The organism is Mycobacterium sp. (assembly GCF_044370595.1).
In the GTDB taxonomy this organism is placed as follows: Bacteria; Actinomycetota; Actinomycetes; order Mycobacteriales; family Mycobacteriaceae; genus Mycobacterium.
Genome location: NZ_JBILVF010000006.1, coordinates 38,168 through 54,957 on the forward strand (window position 1 = coordinate 38,168; position 16,790 = coordinate 54,957).

Here is a 16,790-nt window from a genome sequence, read left to right on the forward strand (position 1 = left end):
CCACCGTGTACTCAGTCGCCGGCGTGTATTCGGTGTATTGAGGTTCCCCGTACTCCACGTACTCCGCCGATTCCCCGTAATCCACGGATTCCCCGTACGCCGCGGATTCCGGGTAATCCGTCTCGTATTCGTAGACCGGGTCCTCCGAGTATTCGGGGTGCTCCTGGTAATCCGTGCGCTCCGGTGCGGCCGGGTGAGTCACCGTGGACGCTGCCGTCGTTGTCACCACGGCGGGTGCCGCCGGCGCGGCGGTGACCGCAGGGCGCCGTGACGCCGGCGACGGTGCCGGGGTCGGTGCCGGGGCCCGGGTTGGGGCCGGGGTGTTCGATGCTCCGCCGGCGAACTTCGACAGCCCCGGCGTGAGCGCCGCGGTGGTCTCCTTGACCGACTCGATGGTCTGCTGAGGTCCGCGGATTCGGCGCACCTTGAGGTAACCGAGTAGTGCGAAAACAGCGGTGACGACGAGCATCAGGATGAAGACGATCAGGAACGCCGCCCACCTCCACAGCCAGGTGTCCAGGAGTTCGGCCAGGAAGAAGAACATGAAGAAGGTCGAGTAAAGAAGTACGACCAGGGCCAGGATGAAGAAGATGCTGCCGGTGAGGCCCTTCTTCACATCTCGGGTGATCTCGGCTTTCGCCAGTTCGACCTCGGCCCGGACCAGCGTCGAGACCTGGGTGGTGGCGTCTTTGACCAAGTCGCCGATCGAGGGGTTGGGCGGCATCGCATGTGGGTCTACCAGCGGAATCGAGGTGGCCGTGGTGGGCACCCCGTTCTTGCGATCCCGTTTGCTCACGGCAGTCCTCCAGAGTCGTGTGGTCGGGAGTTCATGTTGCCACGTCGGACACGCGGCCGGGGTACCCCGGACGTTGTTACCAAAGTTACTGGAGTGGCCAAGTTAGACTTGTGGTTCACACAGTGTCGGCAGTGGAGGTGGCAGTGGAGGTGGCAGCGGTCAGCGCAACCGGTTTGCGACGGACGGCGTTGGCCCTGGGGGTCAGCGCCCTGTCCTGCGTCGCGCTCCTACCCGCTGCGCCGGTTGCCGCCGCCGCTGATCCGGTACCCCTCGGCGGCGGCGCGGGCCTGGTCATTGACGGCGAGACCTTCTGTACGCTGACCGCGATCGGCAAGGACCGCACCGGAGCACTCGTCGGCTTCACCTCCGCGCACTGCGGCGGCCCCGGCGCCCAGGTTGCCGCCGAGGGTGCCGAAGACCGCGGCACCCTGGGCACCATGGTGGCCGGCAATGACGGACTCGACTACGCCGTCATCCGGTTTGATCCCGCCAAGGTTGCCCCCGTCGCGAATTGGAATGGCTTCGTGATCGACGGTCTCGGCCCGGACCCTGCCTTCGGTCAGGTCGCCTGCAAGCTGGGGCGCACCACCGGCTATTCCTGCGGGGTGACGTGGGGTCCGGGCCAAGACCCCGGCACCATCGTCAACCAGGTCTGCGGTCGGCCCGGGGATTCCGGGGCGCCGGTGACGGTCAACAACAAACTGGTCGGCATGATCCACGGGGCGTTCACCGAGGGACTGCCCACCTGCATCATCAAGTACATCCCGCTGCACACGCCGGCGATCACCATGTCGATGACCTCGATCCTGGCCGACCTCGCCGTCAAGGATCGCCCCGGTGCAGGCTTCGTCCCGACCGCCGGGGTGGCTCCCGGCCCCGCCTGAGCGGCGTCTAGTTCGCTTTGCTGGCCCGGATAGCCTGGAAAACGGTCGGATCCACCAGTGTCGAGGTGTCGCCCAGTTCGCGGCCCTCGGCGACATCGCGCAGCAACCGCCGCATGATCTTGCCGCTGCGGGTCTTGGGCAGTTCGGGAACGACGTGAATCTCGCGGGGCTTGGCGATCGGTGAGATCTCGCGGGCAACCTCGGCGCGCAGTTCGTCGACCATGTCCTTGGTGGACATCTCGGCGTGATGCGCCTTGAGGATGACGAAGGCGCAGATCGCCTGGCCGGTATGTTCGTCGGACGCGCCGACCACGGCGGCTTCGGCAACCCCGGCATGCCCCACCAGCGCAGACTCCACCTCGGCGGTGGAGATCCGATGGCCGGAGACATTCATCACGTCGTCGATTCGGCCGAGCACCCACACCTCCCCGTCGCTGCCGTAGCGCGCCCCGTCGCCGGCGAAGTACCAGCCCTGCTCGGCGAACCGCGACCAGTAGGTCTCGACGAAACGTTCCTCATCGCCCCAGATGCCCCGCAACATGGCCGGCCAGGGCTTGTCCAGGACGAGGTAACCGGTGACGGGTTCGCCGTCCTCAGCGGCCGGTGCGAGTTCCACTCCGTGGTCGTCGACGATCTTGGCCGAGATGCCGGGCAGAGGTCGCATCGCCGAACCGGGTTTGCAGGTGGTGACGCCGGGCAGTGGTGAGATCATCGCCGCCCCGGTCTCGGTCTGCCACCAGGTGTCCACGATCGGTGCCTTGTCCCCGCCGAACACCAGCCGATACCAGCGCCAAGCCTCCGGGTTGATCGGCTCGCCGACCGATCCCAGTAGCCGCAGGCTGGACAGATCGTGTTCGAAGGCCAACTCCCGGCCCCACCGCATGAAGGTACGGACCAGGGTCGGTGCGGTGTAATAGATTGTGACGCCGTACTTTTCGATGACCTGGAAGTGTCGGTGTTCGTCCGGTGACGCCGGGGTTCCCTCGTAGACGACCTGAGTGGCGCCGTTGGACAGCGGGCCATAGACGATGTAGCTGTGACCGGTCACCCAGCCGATGTCGGCGGTGCACCAGTAGACGTCGGTCTCCGGCTTGATGTCGAAGACGTAATAGTGGGTGTAGGACGCCTGGGTGAGGTAGCCACCCGAGGTGTGCATGATTCCCTTGGGTTTGCCGGTGGTGCCCGAGGTGTAAAGCAGAAACAGCGGTTGTTCGGAGTCGAACGCCTCAGGGGTGTGCTGGTTCGACGCGGTATCGACGGTCTCGTGCCACCACAGGTCGCGGCCTTCCGTCCAGTTCACGTCTGTCCCGGTACGCCGGACGACGAGGATGTTGCGCACGCAGGCCTGCTCGGCGACCGCTTCGTCGACGGCCGCTTTGAGTGACACCGCGCTGCCCCGTCGGTACTGGCCGTCGGTGGTGATGACCAGTTTGGCCTGGGCGTCCTCGACGCGCGCCCGCAGCGCCGAGGCGGAGAAGCCGCCGAAGACCACCGAATGCATGATCCCCAGTCGCGCGCAGGCCAGCATCGCCACGATCGCCTCGGGAATCATCGGCATGTAGATCGCCACCCGGTCGCCGGCCACCAGTCCGAGCCCGGTGAGCGCGTTGGCGGCCTTGCACACCTCGTCCTTGAGTTGGGCGTAGGTGATGGTGCGGGCATCGCCGACCGGCTCACCCTCCCAGTGAATGGCCACCCGGTCGCCGTTGCCGGCCTCGACGTGGCGGTCCACGCAGTTGTAGGCGACGTTGAGCTTGCCCCCGATGAACCACTTGGCCACCGGGGCGCCCGACCAGTCGAGAACCTCGGTGAAGGGCGTGTGCCAATGCAACCGGTTGGCCTGCTCGGCCCAGAAAGCGAGACGGTCGACATCGGCCTGCTCATAGAGCGCTGCCGTTGCGTTCGCGGACTCCGCGAAGTTCTCCGGCGGGGGGTAGTAGGTCGGAACCTCGGTGTGCGCCTCAGTCATAACCGTGAGCCTAACTACTCGTTGCGCTGTGGACAGAGTCTTGATTCCCCAATCCCAGACCCCCGACAACACCCGGGCGGACCGGCCGCTAGCGTGGCCGTTCGTGACACCCGGCGGGCCATCGCACCGCGGCGGACCAGACCTGCTGGCGCCGCTGCTGGACCTGCCCGGGGTGGCTGACGCCGCCGAGGCGGCGCGCACCGCGCTGGGCAGGGCGCACCGGCACCGCACCAATCTTCGCAATTGGCCGGTGACGGCGGCAGAGTCCGCGGTCCGCGGAGCGCGGTGCTCTTCGGCACTGGACGGCGGCGGTCTGCAGTTGCAGGGCGAGGCTGCCGGGTCGGAGGATCCGGTGCTTGCCGGGGCGCTACGCGTGGGTCAGGCACTGGCGGGTGGAGCCACCAACCTGATCGGGGTATGGCAGCGTGCTCCGCTTCAGGCCCTGGCCCGGCTCCATGCTCTTGCCGCTGCAGATCTGGTGGCCGATGCCGATCTAGGCCGACCGCGTCCGGTGCCCGAGGTAGTTGCCCGGCTGGATCTTGTGACCCGGCTGGTGTCGGGCGGAAGTGCCGTTCCGGCCGCAGTGCTGGCCGGTGTCGCGCACGGCGAGTTGATGACTCTGGCTGCTTTCGGCAGTGCCGACGGGGTCGTCGCGCGCGCCGTCTCGCGGTTGGTGACGATCGCATCCGGGCTGGATCCGCACGGTCTCGGGGTACCCGAGGTGTACTGGATGCGGCGCGCCGATGAGTACCGCTCGGCGCGTGAGGCGTTCGCGACAGGTCAACCCGACGGCGTGGCCACGTGGATCACGATGTGCTGCCTGGCGCTGGAAGACGGTGCACGTGAGGCGATTTCGATCGCTGAGTCCGCAGCACCCTGACAGCAGTACCGGACCACCGCGCCCTGACTCCGCCGAATATGAAGCGGGCGGCGTTCCGAATCGAGTTCGGCCCGCCGCCCGCTAGCACGGTTCCGAGCTACCAAGCGTGCTGTAGGGGTTGCGTGGGTGGCCTCGGCGTCTTGAATTGCGCTGCTTGAATGAGGGTTGAACCAGATTCTCGCCCGCTCTATTCAATTACGCAGGCCCGCAACGCTTCTGCCAACATCGCGGCGTGCTCCGCGTGGGTACTCGCGAACCATGCTGGGTCGCTCGGCTCGGGAGATGAAACCTTCTCTTCCGGCGCCACCTTGGCCTTGCCAAGCTTCCGTGACTCCTTTGTACTACGTGACGGCGGTCACAGCAAGAGGAAAGTCGAATTAATCTCGTCGTGTCAAAAACTGAAGCGCCGCAACGCCGCTGAGGTCACCGAACAGGCAGCGCTCTGCCGGCCAGGGCGCTGATCATCAAAGGCGGCGCTGGTCGCCACAGCTGCCCCGGAAGGTGCCGGTATCCGCTCGCGCAGTGGGACCGGGCGGGAGCGGATCAGCACCGGCCAGTCTCGGAGCCCGGCTTACCAACGGATCCACAACGTCGTGCTCGAACGCGGCAAAATCTGGCAGTTCACGCCACCTGGCGGGAGGGGTAAATTCACAGGAAAACACGCTGATTTCAATTTGGCTCATTCTCTTGCGCTGCGACCCGGGATCGTGTGTATAGTTGGCCTTGCTTGGCCTACGCCGAGCGTGCATCAGCCCGACCCCCCGGGGCTTATGCACGACGACCCTCGCCTACTCCCCCCCTGGCGAGGGTCGTCCTTTTTGGTGGCCTTTCACTTGCGGCCCATCCCCAGATCCGTTGTCATCCACAGGTGTTGGCCCGATGACTGGTGCGTCTGCGGACTCGCCGGACATGGTGGGCGCCGTGACGTACGCCACACACGCCAGTCCGCTCAGGACAACCAGCGGGACACCCAGCGCCGAAACTGCGGTCTTGACGGTGATCAGCGATCCCGCACTGTCCGGCAGTGTCGACCGGGTAGTCGCCGCCGTCGGAGCCCGAGCCATCGGCAGCGCGACCCCGAGCCGCCGAAGCTGGCTTTCCGCGGCCGCGATCATCCTCGACGAACCGGGTGCGCGGCGGTGTGTCGCGTCCGGGTTTCCCCGCCGCGACGGCGTTCTGCTGGTCGACGCCGCGGAGCCGTCTACCCGGGTGTGGAGTGCTGCGGTCGACGTCGGTGCCGGGCACGTCTGCACGCTGCCGGCGCAGGAAGCAACCGTGGTGGGACACCTCGCCGAGGCGGTCGAGTCGGGTTCGGCGGGCGGTCGTCCCGGACGGCTGGTCGCTGTCGTCGGTGGGCGCGGAGGCGCTGGCGCATCGGTGTTCGCCGCCGCATTGGCGGACTGCGCCGGAGACGCGCTGCTGGTTGACATCGACCCGTGCAGCGGTGGGGTCGACCTGCTGCTGGGCAGCGAGGATATGCCGGGGCTGCGGTGGCCCGATCTGCAGCTACACACCGGACGGCTGGGGTGGTCGGCGCTGCGGGATGTGCTTCCGCGGCGCGGCGGGGTGAGCATCCTGTCCGGCACCCGGTCATTCCATGAGGTCGATCCCGGCGCCCTGGCGGCGGTGCTGGACGCGGGCCGCCGCGGCGGGACGGTCATCTGTGACCTGCCGCGGCAACTGGGCCCTGCGGCGTTATGCGCGCTTCAGTGCGCCGACCTGGTTGTCGTGGTCACAAGTTGCGATGTGCGTGGTGTAGCCGCCGCCGCCGGGTTGGTGAGAGCTCTCAACACGGTCAATCCCAACATCGGTCTGGTGGTGCGCGGCCCATCGCCCGGGGGGCTGCGCGCCCGTGAGGTTTCCGCTGCCATCACCGTGCCACTGCTGGCGTCCATGCGCCCGGAACCGCAACTGGCCCAACAGCTTGAGCAGGGTGGCCTGCGCCTGCCGCGCCGTTCGCCGCTGGCCGTCGCGGCCCGCAACGTACTGACTGTGCTGCACCGCTACCCGACGGGCCGGGCGGCATGAACGAATCACTGATCAACCGGGTCCGGGAGCGTCTGGCCGCAGAGTCGGCTCCGCTGCGCCCGGCGGTCGTCGCTGCGGCTATCCGGGCCGAGTCGGGCGGAGTGCTGGGCGACACCGTAGTGCTCAGCAGTCTGCGGATGGTCGAGTCGGAGTTGACTGGTGCGGGGATTCTGGAACCGCTGCTGCGCGCCGAGGGCACTACCGATGTGTTGGTGACCGCGCCCGACCAGGTCTGGATCGACGATGGGAACGGATTGCGCCACAGCGGAATCCGATTCAGCGATGAAGCCGCCGTCCGCAGGTTGGCGCAGCGACTGGCCGCGGCGGCGGGACGCCGCCTCGATGATGCCCAGCCGTGGGTGGATGCTCAGCTCACCGGTGGGGGATGGGGTCCTTTGAGTGTTCGACTCCACGCGGTGCTGCCCCCGATCGCCGCCTCGGGAACCTGTCTGTCGCTGCGGGTGCTGCGCCCGGCCACCCACGACCTGGCGGCATTGGCGGCGGTCGGCGCCATAGACCCCGAGCCCGAACAGATGCTGTTGGACATCATCAAGTCGCGGCTGGCTTTCCTGGTGTCCGGGGGCACCGGTGCGGGAAAGACCACCGTGTTGGCCGCCGCGCTCGGTGCCGTCGCTCATCAGGAGCGGATCGTCTGCGTCGAAGACGCTCCGGAACTGACACCCCGACATCCACATCTGGTCCGCTTGGTGGCCCGCAGCGCCAACGTCGAAGGAGCCGGGGAGATCACGCTGCGTCAGTTGGTCCGTCAGGCGCTTCGGATGCGGCCGGACCGCATCGTCGTCGGCGAGGTTCGGGGTGGCGAGGTAGTCGACTTGCTGGCGGCATTGAACACCGGCCACGACGGCGGCAGTGGAACCGTGCACGCGAACAGCCCAGCGGAGGTGCCGGCCAGGCTCGAGGCGCTGGCGGCCCTCGGTGGACTTGACCGCGGTGCGCTGCACAGTCAACTGGCGGCCGCGGTGCAGGTGATCCTCCACGTCAGTCGTGGGTCGGGCGGACGCCGGCTCAGCGAAATCGCGGTGCTGCGCCGGGACGAGGCCGGCTACTGTCAGGCAGTCCCGGCGTGGCGAGTCGGCCAGGGCCGTTGCCGCGGAGCGGATCTGCTCGCCACGTTGATCGACGAACGGCGCCACCGGTGAGTGCGATCGCGATAGCCGCAATGCTGCTGGCCGTGGCTGTGCTCGCCGCTCCGGCCCCGCCGGTGCGCCGGCTACCGCGGGCCCCGCGAAGGGCCGTCCCGCCGGCTGGCGCCCTCGCCGCCGCAGCCTGCGCTGCGGTTCTGGCGGTATCGGCCCCCTTGCCATTGCTGGCGGCGTGCGTTCTCGGCGGCCTGCTGATCGCCGCGCGCCTGGCCAGGCGGCACCGAAACCGACGGAGCCGTCAAGAAGGTCGGGCGATGGCCGATGCGCTGGAGGTTCTCGTCGGAGAGTTGCGGGTCGGGGTACATCCGGTGACGGCGTTCACCGTTGCAGCCGCCGAGTCGAGCGGCCAGACCGCACGGTCGCTGCGGGCCGTGGCCAGCCGAGCCCGGCTTGGCGCCGACGTCGCCGAGGGTATGCGGGTGATGGCGCGGACCTCGCCGGTGCCGGACCACTGGAACCGTCTCGCGGTGTTCTGGGATCTAGCCGCCGAGCACGGCCTGGCACTGTCCACTCTGATGCGGGCTGCGCATCGGGACATCGTGGAACGGCAACGGTTCGCCGACCGAATGCACGCCGCACTGGCCGGTGCCCGGGCGACGGCGGCGATCCTGGCTGCGCTGCCCGCGCTCGGTGTGCTGTTGGGGCAGCTGATCGGGGCTGATCCGGTTCGTTTCCTGCTCGGTGGCGGTGTGGGCGGCGTCCTGCTGGGCATCGGGGTCGGATTGATCTGCCTCGGAGTCACCTGGGCTGACCGCATCGTCGATCGTCTGGCGACATGAGCGCGGCCGCAATGCTTCTGGCCGCTGCGTTGCTGATCGGCGGCGGGTCCCGGGCGGCACGTCAACGCGCCGGGACGCCTCTGCCGGGCCGGCGGATTCGACGCCGGACGCCAGGCAGTGCCGACCCCTTCGCCACAGCGTCGGCGTTGGATGTCTTCTCGGTGTGCCTGTCGGCTGGGATGACCGTCTCCGCCGCCGCTGCCGCCACCGCCCACTTCGCCCCGGCCGCACTGGGTGCCTTGCTGCGACGCGCGGCGGATCTGGTGGCTCTGGGGGCCGACCCGGACACTGCTTGGCAGGTCGGCGCAGGTGATGCCGACGAGGCCTGCCTCGCTCTGGCAAGACTGGCCCGACGGTCGGCGTCATCGGGCAGTGCCCTTGCCGAGGGCGCCGCTGATTTGGCTGAGCAAGTGCGCCAGGACGTCACCCACCGAGCGGCGGCGGCGGCTGAGCGGGCCGGAGTCCTCATCGCGGGGCCGTTGGGCCTGTGTTTTCTGCCCGCCTTCGTCTGCCTGGGCATCGTGCCGGTGGTCGCGGGTCTCGCCGGGGAGATCTTCGGGGCGGGGCCGCTGTGACCACCAATTCCGGGGTTTGTTCGACCGTCCACATCGGAGAAGGGAAAACCATTGATTCGCAACACTATTCGGTCCATTCAGGCCCGCCTTACGAGCGCGATGGTCGACGAAGCGGGCATGTCGACCGTCGAGTACGCGATCGGCACGATCGCCGCCGCCGCCTTCGGGGCCATTCTCTACGGTGTGGTCACCGGCGACTCCATCGTCGGGGCGCTGACCAACATCATCAACCGGGCACTGTCGACCCGGGTCTGAACGATGCTGGCTTCGGCACGGTCGAGGCGGCACTGGCCATCGCAAGCTTGGTGGCGGTACTGCTGCTGTGCGCGGCGGGCATCAGCGCGGTTGCCCTGCAGGTGCGGTGTGTCGACGCAGCACGGGAGGCGGCCAGACTGGCCGCCCGCGGAGACAGCTCTGCTACGGCTGCGGCCGGACTCCTGGCGCCGGCCGGTGCCGCCGTCGAACTGCGCCGCGACGGCGGCTACATCGTTGCCCGCGTCAGTGGCCGGTCCGCGATCCTGCCGGGTGTGGTCATCGTCGGGCTGGCCGTTGCGGCCGTCGAGCCGGGTCAGTGAGGATGGCGGGGCGGCAACGGTTTTGGCAGCGCTTCTGGTGGCGGCACTGTTGATGGTCACCGTCGGCGGTCTTGCGGTCGGATCGGTGGTGCTGGCCCGCCACCGCGCGCAGTCGGCGGCCGACCTGGCGGCGCTGGCGGCTGCGGCGCAGATGTCGGCCGGCGGGCAGGCGGCCTGCCGGCGGGCCCAGACCGTCGCCTCGGCGATGCGGGTGACTCTGCAGAGATGTGACGTCGCAGGCCTGGACGTGATGGTGACCGTCTCGGCCGAAACCGGTCTACGTCTGGGCCGGCAGGCTGTCGCCGCGGCCCGGGCCGGGCCTACTGCGCGGGGTTAGCAGCCTCGGGCTGCTCGAGGTTGGTCTGATCCAAACCGGCGTCGGCCAACTCCACCGCGGTGGGCAGTCGCAGGGTGGCCAGGCCGCCGTACACGCCGCCATCCAACTCCACTTTGCTGATCGTGACGTGCATCGGTACCCACCCGCCGTCGTTGCCGGGTACTCGTAGCACACCGCTGGTGCTGCCGGTCTCCAACTCGGCGGCCATCCGGTCGGAGAAGTATTCGCGGTCGTCCGGGTGTATGCCCGCCCGGCTCCGCCAGTGAAAGTACGGGCACGGGTCGTCGATCCACTTCAGCAACGTCCAGTTGTTCAGATCGACCAGGAGCCGGTAAACGCCGGGCTGGGCTAGGCCCTCGATGATCCGCTGGGCCAGATGCTGAGGTGGCTCGGTTGACTCCTGGACTTCTTCGACAAGGTTCATGGCCCGGGCGATGAGATGCTCGCTGCCGTCGTCCATGGTTTCCATCGCGGTGCGAGCGGTGAACCCTACCCGGCGGAAGTTGCCCTGCTTGTCGGTGAATTCCCAGCTCGAACAGTAGGTGCGGCCCGGGGCGGCGTCGATGGCCAGCGCTAGCACTTTGGCCTCGTCGCGGTTGAGGCTGCGGCTGGGGATGTCTTCGACGAATGCTCGGCCGGTGATGGCCTCAGCGGCGGGGTCCATGCCGGCGTTGGTCAGATACTCCACAGTGCCGGAGGCTTCACCGGTGGTGAAGTCCCACATCAGCGGTCCGGGGATCGGCCGTTCGGGCGGTTCCTCGTCGGTGGGCCCGTACCAGACCTGCACCGCGTGCATGTGACCGTCGGACATCTGAACGGGTTCGGTCCGGATCACCCGTTTGGTTTTGGGGGTGATACTCGACAGCGGCGTGCCGCTGCTCACCGTTTCGGTGATCGCCGCCTGGATAGCCGCCAGGCTCGGGTTGCGGCGCAGGAATACGGTCAGCGGAACGAAGTTCTTCATCTGGCGGCCCTGGGCCACGACGACGGGTTGGTCGCCGAGTGTCTCCACCAGCAGCCAATCCTGGTTCATGCGGGCCAGCTTAGTCGCGGGCGCGCAGCCGCCGCGTGCCTTGTGAGACAAATCCGCAGGTGAAGATGGTTGTGATCGCAATTATTGGGGGGACGGTCCGGCTGCCACGATTGCCACAGGTGACACGCACAGCGTATGTTCAGCTACATCCGGTTTCGGATTGTCGAACGCCACGTGTTGTCCGGGTGTTCGTCGCCCACCGGCCCTCGGCGACGCCGTGGCCATGCCTCAAGAAGCGGGGCGTCGAAGCGTACTCACGCGTGCTCAGCGCTTTGCCGGACACGCGACCGTCGACCGTTTTCGAGGGGTCGGTCGATGGTCGCGACGTCCCGACTATCCGGCAAGTCCCGCGAGGACCACCTGCAGTACCTGCACGGCGCCCCGTTTGTCCAACGGCTCATTGCCGTTTCCGCATTTCGGTGACTGGACGCAGGACGGGCAGCCGTGCGGGCACTCGCAGGCCTCGATGGCCTCCCGGGTCGCCCGCAGCCAGGTCTGCGCAAGCCGGTATCCGCGTTCGGCGAATCCGGCGCCACCGGGGTGGCCGTCGTAGACGAAAACCGTGGGCAAGCCTTCCTCCCCGATAGCGGTGGACACTCCGCCGATGTCGCCGCGGTCGCAGCTAGCCACCAGTGGCAGCAACCCGATCGCAGCGTGTTCGGCGGCATGCAGTGCACCCGGGATCTGCGGGAGGTCGACTCCGTTGAGGCTTAGGGCCTCCGGGGTGATCGTGTACATCACGGCGATGGTCGGCAGAACACGCTCCGGGCTGTCCAGTTCGATGAAGTCGATCACCTCCCCGGACGGGGCGCGCCGTAGGTAACCGATCACCCGGCGGGTGACCGACACCGGCACCAGACCCAGTGTCACCGCGCCGTAGTGGCAGCGCTCACCGGTGCCGGTGACGGTGATGTCGGTGATCTCCCGGGCGAACGTCGAATACCCGGGGTCCTCGGCGCGGACGAAGGCGACGTCATCCTCCAGCGACTCCACCACGTAGGTCTCGCCCTGGTGCAGATACACCGCGCCCGGATGCACGGTGGCCGGCGCCTGGCCGGCCTCGGTGTTGCCCAACAGCCGTCCGGTGCCGGACTCGACGATGGCGACCTGACCGCCCGCGCCGCCGCGGATGTCGACCTCATGGTGCGGTTCAAGGCCGGGGGCGGGGAAGTATCTCCCGGCGCGCACCCGCAGCAGGCCGTCATCGACCAGCGCCCGGGCCACCGGTGCGGCGTCCCAACGGTCCACTTCGGCTTGAGTCAAGGGCAACTCACTGGCCGCGCACAGCAGTTGGGGCCCCATCACGTACGGGTTCGCCGGATCGGTGACCACTCGCTCAACCGGCTTGCCGAGCAGGGCATCGGGGTGGTGCACCAGGTAGGTGTCCAGTGGGTCGTCCCGGGCGATCAGCACCACCAGTGCGCCCTGACCGCGCCGACCGCAGCGACCGGCCTGCTGCCAGAACGACGCCACGGTGCCCGGGAACCCGGCCAGCACCACGGCGTCCAGTCCGGAGATGTCGATCCCCAGTTCCAGTGCATTGGTGGCGGCCAGGCCGCGCAGTTCCCCCTCTGCCAGGGCTCGTTCCAGCGCCCGGCGGTCCTCGGCCAGATAGCCGGCCCGATACGAGGCCACCGTGTCAACCAGGCCGGGGGCGATTTCGCGGAGCCGCGCCTGTGTTCCCAACGCGGTCAGTTCCGCGCTTCGGCGGGACCGCACGAAGGTCAGGGTGCGCGCCCCTTCGGCCACCAGGTCGGCCATCATCAGGGCGGCGTCGGCGCCGGCCGAACGCCGGACCGGCGCGCCGTTCTCGCCGTGCAGGTCGTAGCGAAGTTGCGGCTCCCACAACGCGATGGTCCGGGCCCCCTGCGGCGAGGTGTCCAGCGTCACCTCGGCGACCGGCCGACCGATCAGTTCAGCGGCGGTCTGCCCTGGTGCGGCGGTGGTCGCGCTGGCCAGGATCACGGTCGGGGGCGGCGCGCCCACTTCGCCGTAACGCTCGCACAGCCGCATCAACCGCCTGAGCACCATGGCCACGTTGGATCCGAAAATGCCGCGGTAGTAATGGCATTCATCAACAACGACGTAGCGCAGACCGCGCAGGAACACCGCCCAGCGGGTGTGGTTGCGCAACAGCGACAGGTGAACCATGTCGGGGTTGGAGAACAACCACCGGGACCGTTCGCGGGCGAACCGGCGCACCTCGGTGGCGGTGTCGCCGTTGTAGGACGAAGGGGCGACGTCCCGCAAAGCGGTTACCGCGGCGGTCAGCGAATGAGCAGACCGCAACTGGTCGTAGCCCAGCGCCTTGGTCGGCGACAGATACAGGGCGCGGGCGCGGGGTTGGCGCAGCAGGGCATCGAGGATCGGCAACTGAAAGGCCAGCGACTTGCCAGAGGCGGTGCCGGTGCTGATGACGACGTCTTGGCCGTCGTGGGCCAGTTCGGCGGCCTGCACCTGATGTGACCACGGTGCGGTGATGTGGTGGGCGGATACGGCGCTGACGATGTCCGGGTGCAGCCAGTCCGGCCAGTCGGCGGTCCGGCCTTCCCGGGCGGGGATGTCGGCGACGTGCAGCAGCGCCGGCGGGCGGTCCGGCCCACAGACAGCGGTCAGCAGTTCGCTGCCGAAACTGACCAATTTGCGCGTCCCTCGTCTTTCCACGGTCCCCGGCCCACAGGAGAATTGTGGAGGAGACTGTCCTTACCGCGCCGAACGTGATTGGATGTGGGCGGTCGCAGCTTCTGTGTTCGTGTCTCCACAATCGCAGGATCGACGTTGCGGTCGCGGTTCCTGCGAGGGTGTGAGCCCAGAAGGTATGCGGTCTCAACCGGCCCGGTCTACATGAACATCGGTAGGCCGCTCCCGGAAAGAAGTAAGGATAGAAATGCCACAGGGAACTGTGAAGTGGTTCAACGCGGAGAAGGGCTTCGGCTTTATCGCCCCGGAGGACGGCTCCGCGGATGTGTTCGTCCACTACACGGAGATCCAAGGTTCGGGGTTCCGCACCTTGGAGGAAAACCAGCGAGTTGAGTTCGAGGTGGGTCAGAGCCCCAAGGGCCCGCAGGCCACCGGCGTTCGCGCCGTCTGACCGACAAACAGCAGTACCGCACCCCCGCGGGCCCCGTTAGGGGCTCCGCGGGGGTGTTTGGTATTCCTCGATTCGATGGCGTCACCGGCGGGGCGGAGTGATGCTTGTGAGCGGTCGCGTATGCATCGTTTCCCATCGGTTGGGCGGATATGACGGCGTCAGCATCGAGGCCGCCAGGTGGCAGCGGGCATTTCGTGAGATGGGGTGGTCGGTCACCCGGGCTGCAGGTTTCTTCGCCGACACCGCCGACACCGCCGACACCGCCGACACCGCCGACACCGCCGACACCTTGGCGTCCGACGATGACGTCACGGTCAGCGGGCTGTGGGCCCCCGCCGAAGGCGCTCGCCCCCCGGCTCACGACCCGCGTCAGATCAGTGATCTGTGCCGGGCCCACGATCTGCTGATTCTGGACAACGTCGGCTCGCTGCCCACCGCCCCGGAGACGGCCATCGCCCTGGAGCGGGAAGCACTTCGAATCGGCGTTCCCACCATCGTCCGTCACCACGACCCGCCCTGGCAGGTCACAAGATCGGTGGGGCACTCGGGCGGCGGGTTACCGCTGCACGATCCGCACATGCTGCACGTGACCATCAACCGTCTCACCGAATCCGAATTCCGCCCGCGATACCCGGATCTGGACCGTGCGAACGCTGTGACGACGATCTACAACACCGTTGATCGCGCCGTGCTGGGTGGTGGCAATCGGTGGGTGACCCGCAGGCAGCGGGGCATCGGCGAAGACCACCTTCTTCTCGTGCACCCGGCCCGCTTCATCGCGCGGAAGAACATCCCCGCGGCCCTGCAGGTTGCCGAACAGATCAGCCGTCGCACTGGCCGGACGATCCACTACTGGCTCACCGACCCGATCGGGGACATCGGCCCGGCTCCCGTCGGCGTGGTCGTCCATCGGGGCCATGCGCCGTGTCCGGCCGATCTCTATGCCGCTGCCGACTTCGTCGTCCTCACCTCAACGTGGGAGGGGTGGGGACTTCCGGTGATCGAGGCCGCTGCTGCGAAACGTCCCACCATCACCTTCCCGTACCCGGTCCTGGCCGAGATCAACCAACTGGGTATCCAGACGGTGGACCACACCGACATCGAGCAGATCATCGGACTGCTCGACGATCCGTCTCGGTATCAGACGTTGGCTGCCGCGAACCATCGTCATACAGCCCTCCTGGACGTCGACGGGCTTCCGGCCGCGCTGCAGCGTGCGGTCGACCGGGCTACCGCACTGATGACTGACATGGGCTCGGCGGCACCGCGGCGGTGAACGGCTGCCTTACTGTCGAATTGTGAGCCAGCTGTCGTTCTTCTCGGCTGAGTCGGTGCCGCCCGCGGTCGCCGACCTCACCGGGGTTCTCGCCGCCGCCGGACAGGTGGTCAGCGTGGGTAGCGGCGCACGACTGTCGGTGGTGGTCGACGCGGTGTGGCGGGCCGCCGCGCTCGCCGACATGATGGTCGCCGCCGGGCTTAAGGCCGAGATCACCCGAACCGAGGAAGACACGCCCCTGGTCCGCACGGCGGTAGATGCCCGACTGGTCGGGCTGGCCGGCGAGTGGACCCGTGGGGCGGTCAAGACCGTGCCGCCGGCTTGGCTGCCGGGTCCGCGCGAGCTGCGGGCCTGGACGTTGGCCGCCGGAACCCCCGAGGCCGACCGCTACCTGCTCGGTTTGGACCCGCACGCCCCCGACACCCACTCACCGTTGGCGTCGGCGCTGATGCGCATCGGAATCGCGCCCACCCTCATCGGCACCCGGGGGGCGCGTCCGGCGCTGCGAATCAGCGGTCGGCGACGGCTATCACGCCTGGTGGAGACGGTCGGTGACCCCCCTGAGGGAGCCGAGCCGCAGGCGGCCTGGCCGCGTGTCTGAAACGACCCGAACGGGGGCCGGTTTGCATCGGCTGGTGGGAGGGTGCGAAATTGTCAACAAGCCCGGGGGGAATCTAGGGCGGCGAACCATGTCTGAGAATTGGGGTTAGGCGCAGTTGGCTGACGACGACCGGCCCGATGCGAAGAGCAGCGGGAACCGTAACAACGGCGGCGTTCGACGGCTCGTCATCGTCGAGTCGCCCACCAAAGCGCGCAAAATTGCCGGTTACCTCGGTCGCAACTACGTCGTCGAGTCCTCCCGCGGTCATATCCGGGACCTGCCCAAAGGGGCCGCTGATGTCCCCGCCAAGTTCAAATCGGAGAAGTGGGCGCGGCTGGGCGTCAACGTCGACCGTGATTTCGAACCGCTGTACGTGGTCAGCCCGGACAAGAAGGCCACCGTCACCGAACTCAAAAGCCTGCTGAAGGACGTCGACGAGCTGTATCTGGCCACCGACGGCGACCGCGAGGGCGAGGCGATCGCCTGGCACCTGCTGGAGACGCTCAAACCAACGGTCCCGGTCCGCCGGATGGTCTTCCACGAGATCACCGAGCCGGCGATCCGGGCGGCCGCCGAACACCCCCGCGATCTGGACACCGACCTGGTCGACGCCCAAGAGACCCGCCGCATCCTGGACCGGCTGTACGGCTATGAGGTCAGCCCCGTGCTGTGGAAAAAGGTGGCCCCGAAGCTGTCCGCGGGCCGGGTGCAGTCGGTGGCCACCCGCATCATCGTCCAGCGTGAACGCGAACGGATGGCCTTCCGTAGCGCCGGCTACTGGGACATTCTGGCCGAATTGGACG

General features: G+C 68.0%; 16 protein-coding genes and 2 pseudogenes. 13 read left to right on the forward strand and 5 right to left on the reverse strand.

Annotation, left to right across the window (positions count from 1 at the left end; genetic code table 11):
• Positions 1 to 286: 286 nt before the first annotated feature.
• Positions 287 to 796, reverse strand: a pseudogene (locus tag ADBZ5N_RS01815) (phage holin family protein); the annotation flags it as partial.
• Between the two features lie 188 nt (positions 797 to 984).
• On the opposite strand from ADBZ5N_RS01815, the gene ADBZ5N_RS01820 reads away from it, so the two are divergent.
• On the forward strand, positions 985 to 1,680 hold the full coding sequence (locus ADBZ5N_RS01820; protein ID WP_526255793.1) for a S1 family peptidase: 696 nt from the start codon (positions 985 to 987) through the stop codon (positions 1,678 to 1,680).
• Positions 1,681 to 1,687: 7 nt separating this feature from the next.
• Here the strand turns inward: ADBZ5N_RS01820 and acs are convergent, their stop codons facing one another.
• Complete coding sequence (gene acs, locus ADBZ5N_RS01825) at positions 1,688 to 3,649, reverse strand: acetate--CoA ligase (RefSeq protein WP_526255780.1); 1,962 nt, start codon at positions 3,647 to 3,649, stop codon at positions 1,688 to 1,690.
• A gap of 103 nt (positions 3,650 to 3,752) precedes the next feature.
• Between acs and ADBZ5N_RS01830 the strand changes: the two genes are divergently transcribed.
• Positions 3,753 to 4,529, forward strand: a complete 777-nt coding sequence (locus ADBZ5N_RS01830) for a Fic family protein (RefSeq protein ID WP_526255781.1) — start codon at positions 3,753 to 3,755, stop codon at positions 4,527 to 4,529.
• A 391-nt stretch (positions 4,530 to 4,920) separates the two neighbouring features.
• Here the strand turns inward: ADBZ5N_RS01830 and ADBZ5N_RS01835 are convergent.
• Positions 4,921 to 5,100: pseudogene (locus ADBZ5N_RS01835) on the reverse strand (HAD-IB family hydrolase); the annotation flags it as partial.
• 425 nt (positions 5,101 to 5,525) lie between these two features.
• Here ADBZ5N_RS01835 and ssd point away from each other — a divergent pair.
• Genes ssd through ADBZ5N_RS01870 form a run of 7 tightly spaced genes read left to right on the forward strand, consistent with a single transcriptional unit; the run spans position 5,526 to position 9,986 of the window.
• Positions 5,526 to 6,557, forward strand: coding sequence for a septum site-determining protein Ssd (gene ssd, locus ADBZ5N_RS01840; protein WP_526255794.1), 1,032 nt, complete (start codon positions 5,526 to 5,528; stop codon positions 6,555 to 6,557).
• Positions 6,554 to 7,717, forward strand: a complete 1,164-nt coding sequence (locus ADBZ5N_RS01845; protein WP_526255782.1) for a TadA family conjugal transfer-associated ATPase — start codon at positions 6,554 to 6,556, stop codon at positions 7,715 to 7,717. The genes ssd and ADBZ5N_RS01845 overlap by 4 nt, the downstream gene beginning before the upstream one ends.
• Complete coding sequence (locus tag ADBZ5N_RS01850; protein ID WP_526255783.1) at positions 7,714 to 8,499, forward strand: type II secretion system F family protein; 786 nt, start codon at positions 7,714 to 7,716, stop codon at positions 8,497 to 8,499. Before ADBZ5N_RS01845 ends, ADBZ5N_RS01850 begins: the two co-directional genes overlap by 4 nt.
• Positions 8,496 to 9,074, forward strand: a complete 579-nt coding sequence (locus ADBZ5N_RS01855) for a type II secretion system F family protein (protein ID WP_526255784.1) — start codon at positions 8,496 to 8,498, stop codon at positions 9,072 to 9,074. The genes ADBZ5N_RS01850 and ADBZ5N_RS01855 overlap by 4 nt, the downstream gene beginning before the upstream one ends.
• 51 nt (positions 9,075 to 9,125) lie before the next feature.
• Positions 9,126 to 9,329, forward strand: a complete 204-nt coding sequence (locus tag ADBZ5N_RS01860; protein WP_526255785.1) for a DUF4244 domain-containing protein — start codon at positions 9,126 to 9,128, stop codon at positions 9,327 to 9,329.
• The gene (locus tag ADBZ5N_RS01865; protein WP_526255795.1) at positions 9,326 to 9,649 is read left to right on the forward strand and encodes a TadE family type IV pilus minor pilin; all 324 of its coding nucleotides are present in this window, start codon (positions 9,326 to 9,328) and stop codon (positions 9,647 to 9,649) included. The genes ADBZ5N_RS01860 and ADBZ5N_RS01865 overlap by 4 nt, the downstream gene beginning before the upstream one ends.
• Positions 9,600 to 9,986 (forward strand): Rv3654c family TadE-like protein, encoded by a 387-nt coding sequence (locus ADBZ5N_RS01870; RefSeq protein ID WP_526255796.1) that lies wholly within the window; start codon positions 9,600 to 9,602, stop codon positions 9,984 to 9,986. Before ADBZ5N_RS01865 ends, ADBZ5N_RS01870 begins: the two co-directional genes overlap by 50 nt.
• On the opposite strand, the gene ADBZ5N_RS01875 is transcribed toward ADBZ5N_RS01870, so the two are convergent.
• The gene (locus ADBZ5N_RS01875) at positions 9,970 to 11,019 is read right to left on the reverse strand and encodes a PAS domain-containing protein (protein WP_526255786.1); all 1,050 of its coding nucleotides are present in this window, start codon (positions 11,017 to 11,019) and stop codon (positions 9,970 to 9,972) included. The two genes, ADBZ5N_RS01870 and ADBZ5N_RS01875, sit on opposite strands and share 17 nt — an antisense overlap.
• A gap of 333 nt (positions 11,020 to 11,352) precedes the next feature.
• A complete protein-coding gene (sftH, locus tag ADBZ5N_RS01880) occupies positions 11,353 to 13,659 on the reverse strand; it encodes a DNA 3'-5' helicase SftH (RefSeq protein WP_526255787.1) in 2,307 nt (768 codons plus the stop codon).
• Positions 13,660 to 13,906: 247 nt separating this feature from the next.
• Between sftH and ADBZ5N_RS01885 the strand changes: the two genes are divergently transcribed.
• The 4 genes from ADBZ5N_RS01885 to ADBZ5N_RS01900 form a co-directional block, all read left to right on the forward strand.
• Positions 13,907 to 14,110: a cold-shock protein gene (locus ADBZ5N_RS01885; RefSeq protein ID WP_005138711.1), complete on the forward strand. Its 204-nt coding sequence runs from the start codon at positions 13,907 to 13,909 to the stop codon at positions 14,108 to 14,110.
• A gap of 106 nt (positions 14,111 to 14,216) precedes the next feature.
• Positions 14,217 to 15,386 (forward strand): glycosyltransferase family 4 protein, encoded by a 1,170-nt coding sequence (locus tag ADBZ5N_RS01890; protein WP_526255788.1) that lies wholly within the window; start codon positions 14,217 to 14,219, stop codon positions 15,384 to 15,386.
• A 22-nt stretch (positions 15,387 to 15,408) separates the two neighbouring features.
• A complete protein-coding gene (locus tag ADBZ5N_RS01895; RefSeq protein WP_526255789.1) occupies positions 15,409 to 15,987 on the forward strand; it encodes a hypothetical protein in 579 nt (192 codons plus the stop codon).
• Between the two features lie 115 nt (positions 15,988 to 16,102).
• Positions 16,103 to 16,790, forward strand: a 688-nt coding sequence (locus tag ADBZ5N_RS01900; protein WP_526255790.1) for a type IA DNA topoisomerase, incomplete at its 3' end; no start/stop codon positions are given.